This window comes from Marinobacter sp. M1C, from assembly GCF_023314135.1.
In the GTDB taxonomy this organism is placed as follows: Bacteria; Pseudomonadota; Gammaproteobacteria; order Pseudomonadales; family Oleiphilaceae; genus Marinobacter.
Window position 1 is genome coordinate 2,324,251 of sequence record NZ_CP092289.1, and the last position, 20,628, is coordinate 2,344,878.

General features: G+C 51.9%; 16 protein-coding genes and 2 pseudogenes. 4 read left to right on the plus strand and 14 right to left on the minus strand.

The window, feature by feature from the left end; translation table 11 throughout:
* Positions 1-280: 280 nt before the first annotated feature.
* The 3 genes and pseudogenes from MIH19_RS10980 to MIH19_RS10990 all read left to right on the plus strand — a co-directional run.
* Positions 281-469: pseudogene (locus tag MIH19_RS10980) on the plus strand (IS30 family transposase); the annotation flags it as partial.
* Between the two features lie 129 nt (positions 470-598).
* Entirely contained in the window at positions 599-2,224 is a 1,626-nt protein-coding gene (locus MIH19_RS10985; RefSeq protein WP_249008886.1) for an AMP-binding protein, read from the plus strand.
* A 2-nt stretch (positions 2,225-2,226) separates the two neighbouring features.
* Positions 2,227-2,667 carry a MaoC/PaaZ C-terminal domain-containing protein gene (locus MIH19_RS10990; RefSeq protein ID WP_249008887.1) on the plus strand — a complete coding sequence of 147 codons (441 nt, stop codon included), beginning with the start codon at positions 2,227-2,229 and terminating at the stop codon, positions 2,665-2,667.
* A gap of 43 nt (positions 2,668-2,710) precedes the next feature.
* On the opposite strand, the pseudogene MIH19_RS10995 reads toward MIH19_RS10990, so the two are convergent.
* The 14 genes and pseudogenes from MIH19_RS10995 to MIH19_RS11060 form a co-directional block, all read right to left on the minus strand.
* Positions 2,711-3,155: pseudogene (locus tag MIH19_RS10995) on the minus strand (IS21 family transposase); the annotation flags it as partial.
* 517 nt (positions 3,156-3,672) lie between these two features.
* On the minus strand, positions 3,673-5,076 hold the full coding sequence (gene lpdA / locus MIH19_RS11000; protein ID WP_249008888.1) for a dihydrolipoyl dehydrogenase: 1,404 nt from the start codon (positions 5,074-5,076) through the stop codon (positions 3,673-3,675).
* Positions 5,077-5,086: 10 nt separating this feature from the next.
* Entirely contained in the window at positions 5,087-6,313 is a 1,227-nt protein-coding gene (locus tag MIH19_RS11005) for a dihydrolipoamide acetyltransferase family protein (protein ID WP_249008889.1), read from the minus strand.
* 103 nt (positions 6,314-6,416) lie between these two features.
* On the minus strand, positions 6,417-7,130 hold the full coding sequence (locus MIH19_RS11010) for a GntR family transcriptional regulator (protein WP_249008890.1): 714 nt from the start codon (positions 7,128-7,130) through the stop codon (positions 6,417-6,419).
* A gap of 52 nt (positions 7,131-7,182) precedes the next feature.
* On the minus strand, positions 7,183-7,905 hold the full coding sequence (locus MIH19_RS11015; RefSeq protein WP_249008891.1) for an SDR family NAD(P)-dependent oxidoreductase: 723 nt from the start codon (positions 7,903-7,905) through the stop codon (positions 7,183-7,185).
* 18 nt (positions 7,906-7,923) lie between these two features.
* On the minus strand, positions 7,924-10,107 hold the full coding sequence (locus MIH19_RS11020) for an alpha-ketoacid dehydrogenase subunit alpha/beta (protein ID WP_249008892.1): 2,184 nt from the start codon (positions 10,105-10,107) through the stop codon (positions 7,924-7,926).
* A gap of 121 nt (positions 10,108-10,228) precedes the next feature.
* On the minus strand, positions 10,229-10,993 hold the full coding sequence (locus MIH19_RS11025; RefSeq protein WP_249008893.1) for an SDR family NAD(P)-dependent oxidoreductase: 765 nt from the start codon (positions 10,991-10,993) through the stop codon (positions 10,229-10,231).
* A 42-nt stretch (positions 10,994-11,035) separates the two neighbouring features.
* A complete protein-coding gene (locus MIH19_RS11030; RefSeq protein WP_249008894.1) occupies positions 11,036-12,376 on the minus strand; it encodes a TRAP transporter large permease subunit in 1,341 nt (446 codons plus the stop codon).
* The gene (locus tag MIH19_RS11035; RefSeq protein ID WP_249008895.1) at positions 12,373-12,978 is read right to left on the minus strand and encodes a TRAP transporter small permease subunit; all 606 of its coding nucleotides are present in this window, start codon (positions 12,976-12,978) and stop codon (positions 12,373-12,375) included. The genes MIH19_RS11030 and MIH19_RS11035 overlap by 4 nt, the downstream gene beginning before the upstream one ends.
* Before the next feature lie 12 nt (positions 12,979-12,990).
* Positions 12,991-14,010 (minus strand): TRAP transporter substrate-binding protein, encoded by a 1,020-nt coding sequence (locus MIH19_RS11040; protein WP_249008896.1) that lies wholly within the window; start codon positions 14,008-14,010, stop codon positions 12,991-12,993.
* 170 nt (positions 14,011-14,180) lie between these two features.
* Positions 14,181-15,806 (minus strand): GMC family oxidoreductase N-terminal domain-containing protein, encoded by a 1,626-nt coding sequence (locus MIH19_RS11045; protein WP_249008897.1) that lies wholly within the window; start codon positions 15,804-15,806, stop codon positions 14,181-14,183.
* 113 nt (positions 15,807-15,919) lie between these two features.
* Positions 15,920-17,350 carry an aldehyde dehydrogenase family protein gene (locus tag MIH19_RS11050; protein WP_249008898.1) on the minus strand — a complete coding sequence of 477 codons (1,431 nt, stop codon included), beginning with the start codon at positions 17,348-17,350 and terminating at the stop codon, positions 15,920-15,922.
* 69 nt (positions 17,351-17,419) lie between these two features.
* Positions 17,420-18,334 carry a hydroxymethylglutaryl-CoA lyase gene (locus MIH19_RS11055; protein ID WP_249008899.1) on the minus strand — a complete coding sequence of 305 codons (915 nt, stop codon included), beginning with the start codon at positions 18,332-18,334 and terminating at the stop codon, positions 17,420-17,422.
* Between the two features lie 21 nt (positions 18,335-18,355).
* Entirely contained in the window at positions 18,356-19,552 is a 1,197-nt protein-coding gene (locus MIH19_RS11060; protein ID WP_249008900.1) for a CaiB/BaiF CoA-transferase family protein, read from the minus strand.
* A gap of 139 nt (positions 19,553-19,691) precedes the next feature.
* On the opposite strand from MIH19_RS11060, the gene MIH19_RS11065 reads away from it, so the two are divergent.
* Entirely contained in the window at positions 19,692-20,582 is an 891-nt protein-coding gene (locus MIH19_RS11065; protein ID WP_249008901.1) for a LysR substrate-binding domain-containing protein, read from the plus strand.
* The last annotated feature ends 46 nt before the right edge of the window (positions 20,583-20,628 follow it).

Genomic DNA, 20,628 nt, shown 5'->3' on the forward strand with positions numbered 1-20,628 from the left:
GGCGTACCCAAGGCTTTTGGTTCCCAAGTGCTCCTAAAGGGTGCGAGGCAGCGAGCGTCACGACCTCTGGTCGCTATATCGCCAACCACACCGAAATTCGCAAAGACGCGGTTCTAAACGGATTCGGAGTGGGCTTGTTTCCCGACTTTTCAGTAACTGATGAAATTGAAACAGGGGTTATGATTCAGATTCTGGCGGATTGGTCGGTTGTTGGAAAATACCAAGGACAGGTAAATCTGCAGTAACTATTCAGCTCGACTCTGGAAGTGGGGCAGCACCCAATCCATGGCAACGCGGAGCGAATGAAAATACCAATGGCCTCTTGAGACAGTACCTCCCAAAAGGCAGTTGCCTATCAAGAGATTCTCAGCATGACCTGAATTAGGTGGCGGAAAAGCTAAACAACCGGCCCAGAAAAACGTTGGCCTTTCACAGTCCAACCGATAGGCTAACCGAAGTGTTGCTTTGACCAACTGAATACGCCCCCTTCAAAATTGGGATAACAGGGCTGATTCATAGCATCGCCATTGGTGACTATTATCGTATTGTGCCGACCGCTCACTTACTACATATAAAAATTAACTACAGAGATACGATTATGCTGACAATACAAGTTGAAAATATTTATCAATGGAAGAATTCAAAAGGTTTTTTTAATATTGCAGAGGTGTGTTGTGATCGCTGGGTGAAAGATACGTGTGAAAAAACTGCTATAATTCAGAAAAATCATGACGGCAGTGTGGTTGAGTACAGCTTTAGTTATTTACAAGAGCAGGCAAATCGTTTGGCCAATAGTTTTCAAGAGCAAGGCGTTGGATTTGGTGACCGGGTGGGAATTATGTTGCCCCAAGGTATTGAGTCAGCAAGCACGCACATGGCCATTTATAAGCTGGGAGCCATCGCAGTACCTTTATTCAAGCTCTTCGGGTTTGATGCTATTGAGCACCGTGTCCGCAATAGTGGTATGTGTAGTCTCATCACTGATATTGAGGGCTTTGAAAAAATTACTTCCCTAACGGAGAACTGTCAGAGTTTAACCAGCTGTTATGTCGTTGGATTTAGTAAAGGTCAATCAGGTGCTCTGTCATATCAAAATGAGTTAGCAGCACAGAGTTGCGAATTCACTAATTACGAGACCCGGATGGAAGATCCAGCAATCATTATTTATACCTCAGGAACGACAGGTCACCCCAAAGGAGCATTGCATTCTCAACGAGTTCTGTTAGGTCACCTGCCAGGGGTTCAAGTGTCTCATGATATGTTTCCGCGAGAAAACGACCGGATGTGGACGCCAGCCGATTGGGCATGGATTGGTGGTTTGTTAGATGTATTATTGCCATCACTATACTTTGGTGTGCCGGTAGTTGCCTACCGAGCTGAGAAGTTTTGTGCTGACGACGTCTTCCAGCTATTACAAGATTTAAAAATTCGCAATGTGTTTTTTCCACCAACTGCGCTTAAGTTATTACGCAATGTGAAAAGTCCTGAAAATTGGCAGTTGCAGTTACGTTCAGTTGCTAGTGGTGGAGAGCCACTAGGTGCTGAGTTACTGGAATGGGGGGAAAAAGTACTCGGGGTACGGATGAATGAAATCTATGGACAAACTGAGTGCAATTTGGTGCTATCTTCTTGTGCCAGTAAAGGGATACAAAAAGTTGGCGCTATAGGTAAGGCCGTACCTGGTTTTGAAGTAGCTATTGTGGATAACGATGGCAATCCGGTTCCTATAGGTGAGCCAGGCAATATTGCAGTAGCTAGCCCCAACCCCTCTCAAATGCTGTGTTATTGGGAGAACTCAACAGCCACAGTAGAAAAATATATAGAGCAGTGGTTAATTACTGGTGATAATGGACGAATGGATGAGGATGGTTATATTTACTTCATTGGTCGGGATGACGATATAATTACGAGTGGTGGTTATCGAATAGGGCCAGCACCGATTGAAGACTGTTTGCTTAAGCATCCAGCAGTCAAGCTGGTTGCCGTAATTGGTAAAAAAGACCCAGTACGCGGTGAGATTGTAAAGGCTTATATCGTATTACAGGACGATTATGGTGAGAGTACGGAGTTGCTCAAAGAATTACAGCGGCATGTTCAGATCCGATTATCTGCCCATGAATACCCGCGAGAAATTCAATTTATTGAAGAGATGCCGATGACGACGACAGGAAAAGTAGTTCGCAGAACTCTGCGAGAACTTGAAACTCAGCAATTAGGGGATTAGTTATGGATTTTGTTGGCAAGGCATTTGATGAATTGAGTGAAAATGGCACGTTTGGTCAAAGTCTTACGATTACTGATGCGCATATAAGTCAAGCTTGCGGAATGTTTGGTGATTTTAACCCTTTGCACAGTGATGCGGAGTTTTGTGCTAAAACTCGGTTTGGGAAACGAATCTTACATGGGCCGATGACAGGTGCCTATATGTCCGCTTGCATTGGTATGTATTTTTATGGCTCAGCAGTCGCTTACCTAGAGCATAACTGCCAATTTTTAGCACCCGTTTTTGCGGAAGATACTTTGACTGTAAAATGGACAATTAGTGAGCTTTTGGCTAAGCCAAAGATTAATGGTGGAATAGCCGTATTAAAGGGCGAGTGTTTTAACCAAAAATCTGAACTTGTAGCTACTGGAAACGGTAAAATAATGCTCACTAATAGAAAATAAAATGAGTGTGCAATTAAATTTTTTCTCTGGGAGGGGGCGGTGGGTCAATGAAGCGTTTCTCGCCGGCCTTATGGGCCTGGCGCATGGAGCGCTTTTGCTGCTTCAGCCAGTGGGGGTAGCGACGCAGTACTGTAAGAGTAGCTGTAACACCGGTTGAGGTACCGGGCGGTGTACTCCTCCCACAGCAACTGCTTGGTGACGTCTTTGCGCTTGAGTTCCTGGTAAACCGTCGTCCAGTCAGGCATCTAATAGCGTGAAGATGAGGTGAGATCGGAGCCGGGATAGAACATGGCCGCCAGGCGGCCATCGTCCAGATCGTCTGGCAATGGCCAGAGGATCTCTAAGGCATCGGCCCGAGACAAGAGCTTCTGGATGGCTCCGACACTGGTCTTGGTGCTGGCGCTGATCTGCCGGATCGAGAGCCCCGCTTCCAGCCGCAGACGAAGTACTTCTCTGATTTTGCGCATTGCCATTCTCGTAGCTGGCATGGCCCTGATCCCCAAAAAAGGGAAATCAGAGTAGCAAACGTTTGACATAGCAATGCGTTAAGAAGGATTCCGGCTGAACGTGAACACCGAATCTGACATGGTGAATACCGATTCGGTAAATCACCAAAAGTATTCATCTTCAGCCGTAATGGCTGTTCACGTTGGTCCGGAATCGGTGTTCATGATGGTCCGAAATATGCACCATTTTCTCCAAATGCATATCAAGACCACGGTGCTTCAGTAAATCCCAGAATTTGCTAATCAACGTCACGCTTGACAGATCGTCCGACAGCTTCAATCTTTTATGATTCTTGCACGCTTATTCTTACCCCTATAATCGATTGGCGCTTACGTAGACATAAGCCTAGCTCTTGCGTCTTTCTGATGGAGTTGAGTAGATTGCGAACGAGGATCAAGAGTCATTTTCGGCCAGAGGCTAACCAGCTATATTTTTCAAGCTGCGAACCACTTGATTCAATATAGTTTTAGTAAACCTCGATTGGCCGATATGGAAGGTTCAGACGTGCAACCCGCGATTAAAGGCAGCCAACACGGACTCGTGCAGACTCTCACTTAACGTAGGGTGAGGAAACACCGTTCGCATCAGTTCCCGCTCGGTGGTTTCCAATGTCCGCGCGATGGCGTAAGCACCAATCAGTTCGGTGACGTCTGGCCCAATCATATGAGCTCCCAGAAACTCTCCAGTACTCTCATTGAAAACCGTCTTGACGAGCCCTTCGTTGTCACCCAGGGTCAACGCCTTACCATTGCCTAGTAACGGAAACCGGCCGACGGCCAATGCGTGCCCCTTCTCCCGTGCCTGCTCTTCCGTCAAGCCGATGCTTGCTACCTGCGGATGGCTGTATGTGCAGCTGGGAACCGAGGCGGGGTCCAGTGGATGCGCCTCCGCCAAGCCGGCAATGTGATCGACACAAGCAATCGCCTCATGGGACGCTTTATGAGCAAGCCACGGGGGGCCAGCAACATCGCCAATGGCATAGAGGCCCGGCTCCTCAGTACGGGACCATTGATCCACGATCAAATGCCCCTTATCCACTTTCGCACTAGTGTTCTCGAGACCGAGGTTTTCTGTGTTACCAACAATGCCTACAGCGACAATGACGCGCTCAACTGTCAACTCCTGCTCAACGCCCTTCTCGTGGTAACGTATGGAGACGCCATCCGCAGTATTGCGGGCATCCACCAAGCGTACTTCAGTGCGCAGATCCAGCCCCTGACGCTTAAGGCTGCCGGCGAGTGCCGCAGATATCTCCGCATCCTCGTGGGGCAAAATACAATTTGCACTTTCAAACACGGTGACCCGGCTACCGACAGCCGAAAAGAAACTGGCGAACTCGACACCGATAGCTCCTGCTCCAATTACAGCCAGCGTCTTTGGCACTATTGTCGGCGTCATCGCCTCGCGTGCAGTCCATATTCGGTCTCGATCGAACTCAAAACCGGGCAATTCACGAGCACTCGCGCCTGTAGCAATAATAATGTGTTCGGCCTGCAAGCGGTCAGACTGGCCGTTGCCGTCTTCAACTTCCACTGCACTGCCACCTAGCAGTCGTGCATGGCCTTTGATTACAGTCACCTTGTGCTTCTTGAGGAGCGCGCCAATGCCCTGATTGAGCTGATCAGCGACTGCGCGCGAGCGCGCGACCGCAACACTCAAGTCAAAGCGTGGCGGGGCATCTAGCACCAAGCCATACGCCGCCCCCTCCCGTGCTATGCGTAGAATCTCGGCGGACCGTAGTAGCGTCTTGGTGGGAATGCAGCCCCAGTTAAGACATACACCTCCCAGCTCTGCCCGCTCAACGACCGCTACGCGCAACCCCAGCTGGGCAGCCCGTATGGCGGCGACATAGCCTCCCGGGCCAGCACCGATGATCAAAAGTTCGTACTTATTTGTCTTCATAGCAGATTTCCTACACCAGCATCGTTACCGGGTCTTCCAAGAGTCCACGCAGTACCGCAAGAAAACGCGCAGCAACGGCTCCGTCGACCACTCTGTGGTCAACGGACAAGGTCAGAGTCATGAGCTCGCCGACTGCTAACTCATTATCGCGAACGACTGGGCGCTTCTCGATACTGCCGACTGCAAGGATGGCAGCCTGTGGCGGATTGATGATCGCTGAGAATTCCCGGATGCCATACATCCCCAGGTTTGAGATGGTGAAGCCGCCTCCCTGATACTCTGCTGGCTTAAGGGACCCTGTGCGCGCCTTCTCCGCAAGTTCCCGCACTTCACTAGCGATCTCCGCCAAGCCTTTGCGATCCGCCTCACGAATAACCGGCGTAATCAAACCTCCCTCAGTGGCAACAGCGACGCTGACGTCGACGCTGAGGTAGCGTTTAATAGCCGCATCCGTCCAACTGGCATTAACTTCGGGAACTGTGCGCAGTGCTCTTGCCACTGCACAAACAACAATGTCGTTGACTGACAATTTATAAGTCGGCGATGCTTTTGCTCCCTTGACATTGAGTTGGGCGCGCAGGATCAAAAGACCGGAGACGTCGCAGTCCAGCGTCAAGTAAAAGTGCGGGATCTCACGCTTCGACTCGGAAAGCCTTGCAGCAATGGTGCGCCTCATACTGTTATTCGATATGTATTCGACTTGCTGATCATTCTGCTGCGAAAACACGCCGCTATCGACCGGCTCTTCCACCTTGGCTAACGCCCTTGAATCACGAGCGCTTTCGACGTCAACACGGACCACCCTGCCTCGTGGGCCACTCCCGGGAAGGGATGCAATATCAAGGTCATATTGACAAGCCAAGCGCCGCGCCAATGGGCTTGCGAACACCCGGTCTTCGTGTGGCCGGGGCACGCTGTTTCCGAAGCCTGCGGCTGTCACCAGCGTTTCTTCTGGCGCAGATATTTCGGTAGCAGGCTCAGCCGCCAGTTCTTCTCCATGCTCGGTCAAAATGGCGATAACGGTACCCACAGGCACCTGCTCACTGCCTGCCGGCACCAGTATTTTACTGAGGATACCTTCGTCAAAGACTTCAACTTCCAGCGTAGCTTTATTGGTTTCAACCTCGACGATTACATCGCCAGACTCAACACTATCTCCCTCGTGCTTGAGCCATCGTATCAACGCGCCTTCCGTCATTCCGGGCGTCGGTGCCGGCATTTTTATCTCAATTGCCATCAGTTCATCTCCTTTACCAACTTGCGCATAGCGACCGACGATTCACAGCAAGCCGCGATCATCAAACGGTACGACGATCATGTGGTCTATTGGTACAATGCTTTTAAGTACCGAGTGCACCAGAGCGCTCAATATATGTAGCTGCATCTCTAATATCGTCTTCGATCGCCTGCCTCGCCTGCAGGCCATCACGTTGCCGCAGAGCTTTGACCAGGTCACGGTGATGATCAAACGCTTCCATATTGCCGATTTCACGCAACTGCGTGCTCATGCTGAGAGCAAATACGGGGGCAACCTGCACCCACAAACCTTCAATCATCGACATCAACAGCGGCATCTGGGACTGCTCATATAAACTGAAATGCAGTAGTCGGTTAGCCTCGACCATATCCAGCATGTTCGCAGTCTCCGGCTTGGCCACGTCGTCAAAACGATCAGCGGCTTTGACGATGCGTTTCAGCGCCGCTGCACCCATCTTCTCGGTAGCCTTTTTCGCAGCCAGCCCTTCCAGATGGCAACGGATTTCAACGATCTCCCGAAACTGCTCCACCGAGGGCTTTGAAACTCGAACAGTGCGATTGGGCAACATCTCTAGTGCGTGTTCGGTAACGAGCCTTCGCACTGCATCCCTAATCGGCATAGGACTGATCCCCATGATCTCCGACAACCCTCGCAGCGTAATTTTCTCACCGGGCGCGACTGCGCCCGATAGTAGTAACCGCTTTAGATCTGTATAAACCTGATCCGCCAAGGTTGTACGCTTATACAGACTGAGGCCCACTTCAACTCCGTTATCCATAGCAATCGCGTTCTGCACCCTGTGTCGTTCCAGTTCAACAGTTCCAAAAAAAGTCCCCACTCTCAGCTATTCAACTCATATGAACACCGCCATTAACATCTAATGTCGTGCCACAGATGTAGCTCGCAGCGTCTGAACACAGAAAACTGATAGGAAGCGCTATCTCTCTTGGTTCCGCCAAGCGCTGTAATGGGATTCTGGAACAATCCAGAGCCTGGCTCGCTGTCATACCGGTGGCGGTCGCTCCCGGCGCCACTGAATTTACCACGACACCATGAGGGGCAGCTTTACGCGCCAACCACTTGGTCATCGCCATAATACCCCCTTTCGCCGCCACGTAATGTGGGCTAGCCTTGAGCCCGCCCATTCGCCCAGCCACTGAGCTGACCAGCACTATATTGCCGGCACCGCGTTCGCACATTCGTGGCAAGCACGCACGGACCAGATGGATGACACCGAGCAGATTAATGTCGATGACTCGCCCGAACACCTCGTCCCAGCTCTCGTCTTCCCAATCGTCCCATGGGCAGAATCCGGCATTGGCCACGACTGCATCGAGCTCACCTATGTCTGCTACAACTCGTTCTGTAGCGACACGATCCGCAACGTCGAAGGCGTAAGTTACAACGGTTGCTCCAGCTCTTCTGAGTTCCTCGGCAAGTGCCACCGGTTCGACGATGTCAGCCAACACGAGTGATGCGCCCAACTCGGCGCAGACGCGAGCGGTCTCGGCGCCGATCCCGCCAGCTGCACCGGTAATCAGAACTTTTTTGTTTTGAAGTGAAAACGGCATAAACTTCTTCCTTGATGATTACGCTGACAGCCCACTGTCCGCCAGCAAGTCACTAATTCCAGCCTCGACGTCGTGCCCATTCGCCAATGCAGCCTCTTCCAGCACCTTGGAAACCGTGGGAGGACTCCAGCGACCAGTCACGCGCTTGACTGGCTGATCCAGATAGTCGAAGAATTTTCGTTGGATTTCATCGGCGATGTGCGCACCGATACTGGCCCCTCGAGTAGTTTGCTCAACAATGGCTACCTTGCCAGTCTTACGCACGGAGTCGCCAATTGTGTCGTAGTCGATATCGCGGAGGGAGAGGGTGCGAAGGTCAATAATGTCCGCCCGCACACCCATTTTCGTGGCTATTTTTTGACACATTTCGACCATCGTGAGCGTGGCGAGAAGGGTAATCTGGTCGCCTTCCGCCACCTTGTGCGCTCTGCCAATGGGGATGTAGTAATCCAGGCTTTTCGGCACCAGGGCACTTTTCTTGTGCAACTCCTGAGCCTCGATAATCAAGACAGGGTCTTGGCAGCGCAGGGCCGAATTCATCAATCCGACATAGTCGTAAGGATTCGAAGGTGCCAGTATCCGCCAACCCGGAAATAGAGCAAACAAGCCGGCAGGATCCATCGAATGCTGCGACCCGTATCCTTCGAGCCCCGGCACCCGACTGCGCAGCACCAAAGGCACCGACAGTCTTCCTCCGAACAAGTGACGCATTTTACCGGCTTGATTCAAAAGTTGATCGCCTGCGACGAGGATAAAGTCACTGTACATCAGCTCAACGATAGGTTTCAGCCCGGACACTGCTGCTCCTGCAGCCAGTCCGCAGAAGCCGTTCTCAGTAATCGGCGTATTTATTATGCGATCGGGAAACTCCGCAGGAAGGCCTTTCGTAGCTCCGACCGTACCGCCACCCATATTCGCAACATCTTCCCCAAATACATAAATGCTGTCATCTTCCCGCATGCGCGCGCCGACAACCTGAGACATCGCCTGAATAAGGGTCATCTCTTGAAGTTCTTCGGCAGCGAAATCCGTCACTTCTGAAAAACTAACGTCCTGAAATTCCGCCAAGTCGCCAGTCAATTCATGGTCTACCGTGTGGGGATCGGGCCAAAGCTCCGCTCGAATGCGGCTTGCTGATCCTTTGCCTTCGATGCAGTGATCGTAAGCTGCGTTTACAGCCTTACTCACGATCAAGTCGATCGCATCGAAGTCATCATGGGAGAGCAACTCACGGTTTGCGAATTCAGTTCTGAGAAAATCATAAGGGTCGCGCGCGCGCCAAATTTCTTCCTCTTCTTTGGAACGATAACCGAAGGCGCTTCCGGGGATAGCCGAGCTTTGATGAAAATACCGATAAACATCGGCTTGAATGAATGCAGGACCGCCTTGCTCACGCACACACTTATGAGCCCACTTCGTTGCATGCCACACGGCCAACGGATTCATGCCGTCTACCCGCATAGACGGAATTCCATGCGCGAAAGGCCGCGTCAAAAGGTCAGTCTGGTGACACGACTGTTCCACACTGGTGGAGACAGCGTAACGGTTATTCTCCAGGAAAAAGATCAGCGGCAACTGGTACAAAGCAGCGAGAGCCATCGCCTCCTGGGCCGCTCCCTGGTGTATTGCACCATCACCGAAGAAGGACACCATCACGGAATCTCCACCGCGAACCTTTTCCGCAAACGCGTGCCCGCACGCGAGCGGCAGTCCTCCCGCAACGATAGCATTCGTCCCCATGATGCCGACCTCTTCTCGGCGCAGGTGCATGGAGCCACCGCGTCCACCAGTCCAGCCTGTACTTAGCCCGAGGATCTCTGCCATCATCTGCGAGATCTCTGCGCTCATTTCAGCAGGCAGCGCATCAGCGGTAGCGGGATCAAAGTCATCCGGGTACCTCGCATGAACAGCTTTGGCAACACACTGGTGATGTGCTCTATGAGTACCGTTGATCATAGTCTGCCGTGGCAAAGCCGCGAGACAACCAGCAGCGCCACCCTCTTGGCCGATACTGGAATGCGCGGGCCCATGAACCAAACTGAGCTTGTCGAGCTTCAGAATACTTTCTTCGAAGCGGCGCGCAGACAAAAAAAGTGTTGCCATGCGCTTGGCGTTATCGGCGCTGAACCCGGACCAGTCGCCAGATTCCAGTTCCATCTCCAACATCGGCGTATCAATGCTAATATTCTTGATTTTCATCATCTTCTCCATCGCGCCTGGCGTAACCATCCCCGCAGGTCGCACGTATCTGAAGTCAGTCTGTCGCTGCGGCATACATTCACTATTACGAGCCGAACCACCAGACCACAGCTTCCCCTAGTTGCTACACGTGTGCCGTAACCCCACCGTCAACCACGAGACTCGCCCCAGTAACGAAATCGGACGCCGAGCTGGCAAAGAACAGCGCAGCACCGGCCAAATCTGCGGGTTCTCCCCAGCGCCGGAGCGGCGTAGTAGCCACAACGCGTTCAGCGTGGCCTGGTATATCAATGCGCGCCTGGCGAGACAGCGGGGTATCGATCCACCCTGGCAGAATGACATTCGCTGTGATGTTGTGCTCCGCCCAAGAGCACGCTAATGCCCTTGTGATCTGCAGGATTCCGCCTTTGCTCGCAGCATATGGCCCGGTCACCTCATTAGCGACCAATGACAAAATAGAACCAACATTGATGATCTTGCCGCCGCCAGCGGCCTTCAGGGCGAGAAAGGCCGCCTGACACATGAGAAACGTCCCTTTCAGGTTGGTGTCCAATATGTCGTCCCAGAGCTCTTCCGAATAATCCTCGAGTTTTTTGCGAGTATTTATGCCTGCGCAGTTAATCAGAACGTCCAGCCTGCCGAACGCGCTGACTGCCGATTCCACTGCGGCGTTGCATGCATCTCGATGCCTGACATCCACGGCGACCACGCTGACCGCGCCTCCCTTGGCGCGCAATTGCTCAGCAACCTCTTCGCAGTGCTCGACTTTAAGGTCGGCCAGCACCACGCTCGCGCCTGCATCCACCAAGCCTTCCGCAATTGCCGCACCGATTCCTCGCCCTGCTCCGGTTATTAATGCAACTCGCCCGCTCATGTTAAATAGTTTCACATCCAACCTCTTTTAAATTACTTGACGGCTTTCCACCTGGAGTCAAAGTATGCCCGGGAGCCAAAGCGCAATAGCAGGAAACAAAATGATCAGAACGAGACCGGCCAGCTGAATGAGAACGAACGGCTTCACGCTGCGGTATATATCAACAGTAGAAATTCCTTTCGGAGCAATACCTTTCAAATAGAACAACGCGTAACCGAAGGGAGGCGTCAAGAATGACGTCTGCAGGTTGACTGCAACTAACACTGCGAACCAGATGAGTACATCATGGCTGGAGTCTATTGCCGGCGCGAAGTCAAGCTGTCCAATAACTGGCGCTAACAATGGCAGCACTAGGAAACTGATCTCGATCCACTCGAGAAAGAACCCAAGCACGAAGATCAACAGCATGGCTCCCATGAGAATCACATAGGGCTCACCCCCCAGTAGGCCCACCAACGCATAGATCATATCGCTACCCCCCAAGCGGCTAAACACTACGCCGTAGGCAGTCGCGCCTATTGAGAGGAAGAGGATCATACCCGTCGTCAGAGTCGTCTCCTTGCACGCACCGCTGAGTACCGACCATGACAGCTTTCCCGACAGCAGGGTGAGCAATAGAGCCCCGGCAGCGCCGATCGCAGCTCCTTCGGTCGGTGTTGCAACTCCGGTGATGATCGACCCCAACACACTGGTGATCAACAAAGCGGGAATAACAAGGTTCGTGGCAAGCCTCAGGAGCAATGGCACTAAGCCAGCGGTCTCTTCGCCTCGTCTGGCAGGCGCTTTTTCCGGTGAAACAATCGCCGTTATGATCACATACAGAGCATACAAGAGCCCGAGCATCGCGCCGGGAATCAGCGCTGCGGCAAACAATCCACCAATGGAAACCTGCAATATGTCACCAAATACAACCAGCATAATACTCGGAGGTATCAGAATACCGAGGGTGCCGGATCCAAGAATCGTCCCCATCGCCAAAGACTTGTCATAGCCCTGCTTGAGCATTACCGGCAACGCCAACGTCCCCATCAGCACAACTGAAGCGCCAACAATACCGGTGCTCGCCGCCATTACGATTCCAATCACAATGACAGACAATGCCAGTCCGCCCGACTTTCCGGCGAACAACGCCTCCAGTTCCTGGAGGATTTTCTTGGCAATATCAGACTTGTCCAGCATGATTCCCATGAAAACAAATAAGGGAATCGCCGCCAGAATCCAGTTGGACAACACGCCCCCATAAATTCGACTAACAATCAGACCAAAGCCTGCGAGGGGAAGGTCTCCGACGAACGTGAAGACAATAGCCAGGCCACCCAGCAGAAGGGCGACCGGATACCCGGAGAGTATTCCCATCATCAACATTAAAAGCATCAGAGAGGGTAGAAGATAAATCACGACGGCATCCTCGCTTTGTTGCTAGCGCATTCATCCGTCTGAAATAGAATGCCTACGTTTTTTAAAATTCGTCCCAACCCACACCCGAGTAGCAAAAAGGCACCCAGAGGCATGGTGGCTTTCACCAGGTAACGGTCTATCAGGCCACCGCTATTGGACTGCTCACCCATCAAGAATGAATTCTCAACATAACCAAAAGAAAACCAAGCCAGACACCCGAAAAACGGCAGCAAGAATAGAAGGTCGCCCACCAGATCCACTGTGACACGACCTTTCGGCGACATACGCGCGGACAATAAATCCACGCGTATGTGCCGATCTTGTTGAAGGACATAAGATCCAGACACCATCACGAGCAAGGCAAACAGATGCCACTGCAACTCTGCAATGCTCACCATGTTCAGGTGATTCCCGAACAACGGCAGACTGGTCTCCCAAGACCCGAGGTCACTCCATCCAAAGGAGGAACCGACGACAGAGAGCAGAACCACCGCAATGATGACCAATACCAGCCCTGCAGAGTAGCGTCCCAGAACCGCGAAGACACTTTGACACATGTCGCCAGCAGATATTGCCCGAGTGGCGAAAGGATTCTTAGCCATTAGGATTCCCTCTTATCTAGCCTGCAGTTCATTCCAGCGACGAGCACGCTCAACGTGAACCTGGAGTGACTCATTCGCTTCGCGAAACGCCTTGTCTTTCTTGGACTCCTCGGCAATCACTTCCTCAGTCGCCTTCCGCAGCGCATCAATTACGCTATCCGGGAAACGACGAATCTCAGTGCCCTCGGCCTCCAACTGCTCAAGGGTCTCTGCCTGTTCCTGAACGCCATTGGTAAGCGACCAGAATGCGGTCGACCGACAGGCCTCCATCAGTTGGCCCTGCTCGGTTTCAGAGAACTTGTTCCAACGATTCATGTTGATCAAGACCGAGTTGATACTGGAGGGCTGGTGCCAGCCGGGGAAGTAGTAATAAGGGGCTGTTTTGTTTAATTGAAGGGTTTTATCAATAGCGGGCAGCGAGAACTCGGCGGCATCTATACGCCCACGATCGAGTGCTACATATACTTCTCCGCCAGGAATCAGCTGAGGGCTGGCACCGAGCTTGGCTACAACACGACCACCAAGACCACCGATGCGGAATTTCAGCCCCTTGAAGTCTTCAGGAGAGTTGATTTCTTTACGAAACCAACCAGCCGGCTCCGAAGGCACAATGACGCATGGTAGGAACTTAATATTGTGCTTGTCGTATTCACTCTGAATGATTTCACGGCCGCCGCCTTCCCACACCCAGTCAGCAAGCACGACGGGATCGGGTCCGAAGGGCATAGCCCCGGCAAGGTTTGAAATCGGAACTCTTCCACCCCAGTAGCCACTCCAGTCAAAGCCCGCGTCTACCGCCCCCTGACTAACTGCAGAGAACACTTCGAGAGCCGGGACTAACTCTCCAGCACCATGAATTTTGAAGGTGATCTCACCGTCGGTTATGGCCTCGACAGACTTTGCAAATTCTTTTAAGGAATCACCTAAGTACAGCATGTCCTTGGGGAATGTGCTGGCAACATCGACAGTTGCAGCCATCACAGGTGAAGCGACAGCCAAAGCAAGTGCAGCAGTAGTGAATAACTTCTTCATTTTGGATTCTCTTCAGTAAGTTACTTGTTGTTTTTGTGCCTTTTCTGAACTGACATACACCTCACGGGCACGTCATTACCTTTACATTAGACTCACCCTCACTCCTTATCAAATTATATATATGTGATCACAAAATTTTTGTTCGGCAACGTTTTACAGCTTCGTTCGGCTTACTGGCCGTTCATTATCATGTCAGCACCTTTCTCACCTATCATCATCGAGGGAGCACAAATATTGGAAGAAGTAATCTCGGGCATAATCGACGAATCGACAATGCGTAGCCCCCTTATTCCATGTACTTTGAGCTGATGATCTACAACGGCATCCGGATCCGTTGCCGGGCCCATTTTGGCGGTGCCATTCAGGTGGTAGGAAGACACTCCGTACTCTCGAGCAAAATCCCTGAGCTCTTCATCGCTTCGCACGCTGGCACCGGGAAACGTTTCTTCCTGGCGATAGTGATCCAATCCCGAGGCTGCCACTATAGAGCGAGCCAACTTGATACCTTTTATCAGGACTTCGAGATCGTCCGGGTGCGATAAGTAATTGGGCTGAACGATCGGGGCAACCATAGGATCCTTCGAACGAATTTTCACGACCCCGCGGCTTTGCGGTTTGTGTTGCCAGAATCCACAGGTCATACCCGGATAGTCGTCGAGGACGCCGACATAACCTTTTTTGTAGCTCGCCGGAGTGAAGACTCCTTGTAGATCAGGAGAATCTAGAGTGTCATCCGATTTCCAGAAAATGTGCACGAGAGACGGACTCAAACTGAGGACGCTTGGCCGTTTCAGCAACCAACGGACAATCTGCCGTCCCAAGCGCCAGCCCCGAGCTTCTTCATTAATTGTTGAGCTATTTTTAACACCGTAAGCAACTCTTACTGAATAGTGGTCCATCAAGTTCTTACCCACGCCTGGCAGCGGGTGTTGTGTGGCTATATCCAGGGATTTCAAAAGGTCAGGGTCACCGATGCCAGACAGCTGCAGTAGCTTCGGTGTATTAATCGCACCCGCACTGATGATCACTTCTTTTTTGGCGAATAGAGACTCATACTTTTTTTTGCGGGCATTATAAAACTCGACGCCTACAGCCTTCTTTCCATCCAGTATGATCCTTGTCGCTTGGGACCGAGTCTGTATATGGAGGTTTGGTCGAGACCTGGCGCGCTTCAAATAAGTACTGGCTGTACTCACCCTGAAGCCATTGGAAATGGTTCGCTGGAAATATCCCACACCCGCTTGGGAGGCGCCGTTATAATCTTCATTCAGCGGAATCCCACGCTCCTGCGCGCTCTTCAGAAAAGCTTCGCAGACCGGGTTTTTCCAGCTCACGCGGCTAATTGGAACAACACCATCCTGACTTCGGTAACGTTGATCAACGGAAAACTCGCATTTTTCAATGCGCTTGAAATAAGGCAGTACACTTTCGTAATCCCAGTCTGTATTGCCTAGATCAGCCCACCTGTCGTAATCCTCCTGCTGACCGCGATTGAACACAAGGCCGTTGATTGCAGTGGACCCACCAAGCGTTTTCCCTTGGGGTATGGGGATGCTCCTGTCGTTCGTTTTTTCGTCACCTTCGGTATGAAACTGCCACGCGAGTTTAGGGTTGAAAATTGTTTTAATAAAGCCTGCCGGGATATGGATAAAAGGATGGCGGTCACTTTGTCCTGCCTCAAGCAAACAAACATTATTATCTGAATTTTCACTAAGCCTACTGGCAACGATTGCACCTGCAGCGCCACTTCCGACGACAATATAGTCAAAATCTGTTCTTGTTTTATTTTTTGTCATAATCGAACACCGAAAAGCGGGTTACTGGGAGATTCGAAACAGCAAGTCCTCTATTAACCCTAACCATTATTGTTGTACGCCAGAGATCACTTCTGACGTTTAGTGCCTGAAGCTTATTGATAATGATTGACTATTGTTTTGGTCGTGGTGAACTCGTCCAGCGCCAATAAGCCTTTTTCCCGACCATAGCCACTCTTCTTGACCCCGCCAAAAGGCAGCTCTACGCCACCGCCCGCGCCGTAGCAATTGATAAAGACCTGTCCGGCTGCAATAGCGCGGGCCATCCGATGTTGACGCGATCCATTTTCGGTCCAGACGCCAGCAACCAGGCCGTAGTCGGTATCATTTGCAAGCGCCACCGCATGCGCCTCATCCTTGAAGGGAATCACCGCCAGAACCGGCCCAAAGACCTCCTCCCTGGCCAGTTCATGGTCACTCGGCACTGGGCCAAAAACCATTGGGGGGACGAAAAAACCGCCCTTCTCGACTGTATCCAACTCTCCTTGGGCAATCAGTTTAATACCGGTAGCCTTAATCCTTTCGATGAAGTCTTGAACGCGCTTAAATTGGGCCTTGGTGATGATAGGTCCGCACTCAACGTCACGGTCGGGCATGCCGGTCCTTATTTTCTTGACACCGGCCGCGACCATTTCAACCACTTCCGAGTAAATACTTTCCTGAACCAGCAGCCGTGTTCCAGCTGAGCAGGTTTGCCCGGTATTCTGGATGAAGCCCGAAATAACCGCAGGCACCGCTTTTTCCAAATTAGCGTCGTCAAAAACGACCTGCGGCGACTTGCCACCCAGTTCCAGAACACAACGCACGTGATTTTTCGCAGCTGCTTGCTGCACCAACGTTCCCACACAGGGTGAGCCGGTGAATGTAAGAAGGTTAATATCCGGATGACTGGCCAACGCATGGCCAGCCTCGTCCCCGTATCCAGTAACGATATTCAGCGCCCCGTTCGGAAGCCCCGCCTCACTGGCAATCCTGGAAATCAACAGGACCGATTGACAGGCCTCTTCAGAAGGTTTGACGACAACGGCATTTCCTGCAGCCAAAGCCGAGCAAGCCGTTCTGCCAAATAACTGCGAAGGGTAGTTCCATGGGATAATGTGCCCAGTCACGCCTAGCGGTTCACGAACGACGGTAACGCTGTAGTCATTCAGGTACGGAATGGTCTCGCCATGATGCTTATCTGAAGCGCCACCGTAAAATTCAAAGTAGCGCGCCAGCGCTGCGATATCATTCCGAGCCAGATGTAAAGGCTTGCCAGTATCCTGGGATTCAACCCTGGCAATCTCCTCAGCATTCTCCATGATCTTTGTGCCGATTTTTATCAGAAGGCGACCACGCTCGGTCGCCGAATATTTTCCCCAGTCGTTTTCGAACGCATGTCTCGCAGAGCGGACAGCCAGATCAATATCTTCCTGCTTACCCCGGCTTAGCTCGGTGAACTTTTGCCCTGTAGCAGGCGCCAGGACTTCGATTCGGCTCTGGTCTGCTGATTCCTGCCAAATGCCGTTTATCAAGATTGTTTTCATGAACCGACCTCTAGTTAAGCTTTAAATGAGTTAAGCGGATCGCTACTTCACAGTGCTGTCGGATAAAGATCATCGATCCGGCATGGCATAACGCCTGTCCGCTTTACCCGCCTTGACAACTTGCCCCGGTACATCATGCTCCAGGATGACGGGAAGCGTCTTTGACACCATCAAAAGGGCGTCCAGGTCGACTCCGGTGTTTACCCCCATTTGCTCGAACATATGCACTAAATCCTCTGTGCAGACATTGCCTGTCGCTCCCGGTGCATAGGGGCAACCACCAACCCCCCCCAACGCACCGTCGAAACGAACAATTCCGGCCTCCCACGCTGCCAGTGCATTCGCTAGCCCCATGCCTCGTGTATTATGAAAGTGCAAGGTAAAAGGTACTTCTGGCCATTTGCCAAGTATGGTCTGACACAGATGCTTCACCTGCGCCGGGTTCGCCATACCGGTTGTGTCGCAAAGCGTGATACCGTCCACGCCGACATCCAGGAGGCGCTCAATAATGGATAGAACCTGATTCTCCGGCAAGAATCCTTCAAATGGGCAACCAAAAACCGTCGATATTGAGGCGTTGCAAAAAACCCCCGTACCCTTGATCATTCTGACGATGCGCTGCAACTGCTCGAGTGACTGCTCTGGCGTCATCCTTAAATTGACCTTGCTATGGGACAGGCTCGCCGACATCACCATATTGATCTCGTCGACACCGCATAGCAGCGCCCGCTCACAGCCCTTCTCGTTGGGCACAAGGGCTGTTATAAGCACACCCGCGTGGCGGTCTATCATGCTGATCACTTCTGACGCATCACGCAAATTAGGAATCGCCTTCGGCGAGGTGAACGAGCTAGCCTCTATTCGCTTGACCCCTGTTACAGAAAGAGCATTAATCAATCGAACTTTGTCTTCGGTGCTGACAAACACGCTTTCGATTTGAAGCCCATCCCGCGGAGCAACCTCATTAATTTCGACCCTACTCATTTTTACCTCGCACTATCGCTTTTATGACCCAAGGATTTGTGACCGAACAGCGTCATCAATGGCTAATTCTGAAAGAACTTCGGCGGTGTGCTCGCCAAGCGACGGCCCCCCTCCACCAACCTTGCCAGGTGTCGCGCTAAGCCTTGGCAAAACGCCTGGTACTTTCAGCGTGCTACCGCCAGGCAACGCGATCGTTTCAATCATTCCGCGCGCCAGGTAGTGTGGGTCTTTCAAAATGTCTTCTGCCGTGTAGGGGTAACCGGCAGGCACTCTTTCGGCATCGAGTTTTCCGAGCACATCCTTTCGAACTCTGGCACCCGTCCAGGCGCCGATTGCCTCGTCTATTTCTTTGGAGTGCTTCGAACGACCGTCGTTATGCTCAAGGGCCGGATTCTCAGCCATATCGACTCGTCCAATCAAATTCATAAGTCGCTTGAAGATGGCATCACCATTGCCCGCAATCAGCACGTAGTTGCCGTCCAGGCACTTATACGCGTTGGATGGAGTGATACCGGGCAGCGCACTGCCACTAGGCTGCCGCACATGGCCTGTCGCATCAAATTCGGGAACCAGGCTTTCCATCATCGCAAACACGGATTCGTAAAGGGCGACATCGATCACCTGGCCCAAGCCACTCCGACTACGCTCCTGAAGAGCCAGCAAAGAGCCGATAATGGCATACAGCGCAGACAATGAATCGCCAATACTGACGCCCACTCGCACCGATCGCTCCTCAGGATTGCCCGTCAGATAGCGTAGACCTCCCATCGCCTCACCGATCACGCCGAACCCGGGCTTGTCCCGGTAGGGGCCAGTCTGCCCATACCCTGAAACTCGAACCATGATAAGGCCGGAGTTATTGCGAGAAAGCTCTTCGTAACCGAGCCCCCACTTTTCCATCGTTCCCGGACTGAAGTTTTCTACCACGATGTCGGCTTCGGCTGCCAACTGCCGCGCAACACTCTGCCCAGCCTCACTTTTGAGATCCAAAGTAATGGAGCGCTTATTGCGCGATTGAACATGCCACCATAGAGAAGTTCCGTCCTGAACAATGCGCCATTTTCGAAGCGGATCGCCGGTATTGGGAGGTTCGACCTTGATTACGTCGGCGCCAAATTCTCCGAGCAACTTAGTCGCGAATGGCCCGGCGATTAATTGGCCCATTTCCAAAACCTTGATTCCGGACAGGGGCAACACTCGTTGCTTTTCATCGGTCATTTTCGACTCCCTTGATCTTATTTCTAATCAGACTAGGCAAGAAGTGGTGATCGGACAATTAGGGAAACGGCAATCTTGGGTTCGCGGATTGCGAAATCACTGATAAAGTAGAATTTCACACCTGAACCCCGAGATGAACATGAATCAAATCGACCTTGTTACGCTAAAGCTCTTTATCGCAATTCACGAAGAGGGGAAGCTATCCGCCGTCGCCGAACGAGAACACATTGCGCTGGCTGCCGTTAGTAAGCGTATCAGTGACTTGGAGGCCAGAATCGGGAGCAAGTTACTTTACCGCAGATCCCGTGGCGTCGAACTCACCCCAGCAGGTCACGCACTCCTTCACCATGCATTTAATATTCTCGACGCCATCAAACGATTACACGCGGACTTAAGTGAATACGGCGAAGGCATAAAAGGTCACGTCAGGATTCACGCAAATACATCGGCAGTCATCGCCTTCTTGCCCCAAGACCTCAGCGTCTTCGCAAAAATTTACCCGCAAATAAAGATTGACCTGCAAGAGCGGATCAGCACCGAGGTTATCGATGCAGTCAGAAATGGCCTCACCGACATCGGAATCTTCGCCAGTCACGTCGACCCCGATGGTTTGGAGATAATGCCCTACCGCAGTGACAGACTCGTACTTGTGGTCCCTGATGATCACAGCTTGGCCCAGCGCAGCTCTATCTCTTTCAAGGAGGCAGCCGACCAGGACTTTGTGGGTCTGCAAACTGACACTTCGTTACAGATATTACTCCAGGAGCAAACAGCACTCGCAGGGAAAGATCTTCGAATGCGGATCCAGGTCAGAAGCTTTGATGCAATTTGCAGGATGGTTCACTACGGGATGGGGATCGGCATCCTGCCGTTGATGACTATCCACACAGAACTTTCAGAGCTCGGATTGAAAAGCATCCCTTTAGAGGATTCCTGGGCAGCCAGAAAGCTGGTCATAGGCATACAAAGTTACGACAAACTTCCGTTACCCGCAAAGCAGTTAGTCAGCCAGCTTTCAAAGAAGCTGTAGACCATGGGAAAATATGACGCACTGATAAACGTAACGTCCGGTGCCC

Excerpts from the sequence above, each read along its gene's own strand:
- MIH19_RS10985 (WP_249008886.1), top strand. The coding sequence starts at position 599 with ATGCTGACAATACAAGTTGAAAATATTTATCAATGGAAGAATTCAAAA.
- MIH19_RS10990 (WP_249008887.1), top strand. The coding sequence starts at position 2,227 with ATGGATTTTGTTGGCAAGGCATTTGATGAATTGAGTGAAAATGGCACG.
- lpdA (WP_249008888.1), bottom strand. The coding sequence starts at position 5,076 with ATGAAGACAAATAAGTACGAACTTTTGATCATCGGTGCTGGCCCGGGA.
- MIH19_RS11005 (WP_249008889.1), bottom strand. The coding sequence starts at position 6,313 with ATGGCAATTGAGATAAAAATGCCGGCACCGACGCCCGGAATGACGGAA.
- MIH19_RS11015 (WP_249008891.1), bottom strand. The coding sequence starts at position 7,905 with ATGCCGTTTTCACTTCAAAACAAAAAAGTTCTGATTACCGGTGCAGCT.
- MIH19_RS11020 (WP_249008892.1), bottom strand. The coding sequence starts at position 10,107 with ATGATGAAAATCAAGAATATTAGCATTGATACGCCGATGTTGGAGATG.
- MIH19_RS11035 (WP_249008895.1), bottom strand. The coding sequence starts at position 12,978 with ATGGCTAAGAATCCTTTCGCCACTCGGGCAATATCTGCTGGCGACATG.
- MIH19_RS11040 (WP_249008896.1), bottom strand. The coding sequence starts at position 14,010 with ATGAAGAAGTTATTCACTACTGCTGCACTTGCTTTGGCTGTCGCTTCA.
- MIH19_RS11045 (WP_249008897.1), bottom strand. The coding sequence starts at position 15,806 with ATGACAAAAAATAAAACAAGAACAGATTTTGACTATATTGTCGTCGGA.
- MIH19_RS11050 (WP_249008898.1), bottom strand. The coding sequence starts at position 17,350 with ATGAAAACAATCTTGATAAACGGCATTTGGCAGGAATCAGCAGACCAG.
- MIH19_RS11055 (WP_249008899.1), bottom strand. The coding sequence starts at position 18,334 with ATGAGTAGGGTCGAAATTAATGAGGTTGCTCCGCGGGATGGGCTTCAA.
- MIH19_RS11060 (WP_249008900.1), bottom strand. The coding sequence starts at position 19,552 with ATGACCGATGAAAAGCAACGAGTGTTGCCCCTGTCCGGAATCAAGGTT.
- MIH19_RS11065 (WP_249008901.1), top strand. The coding sequence starts at position 19,692 with ATGAATCAAATCGACCTTGTTACGCTAAAGCTCTTTATCGCAATTCAC.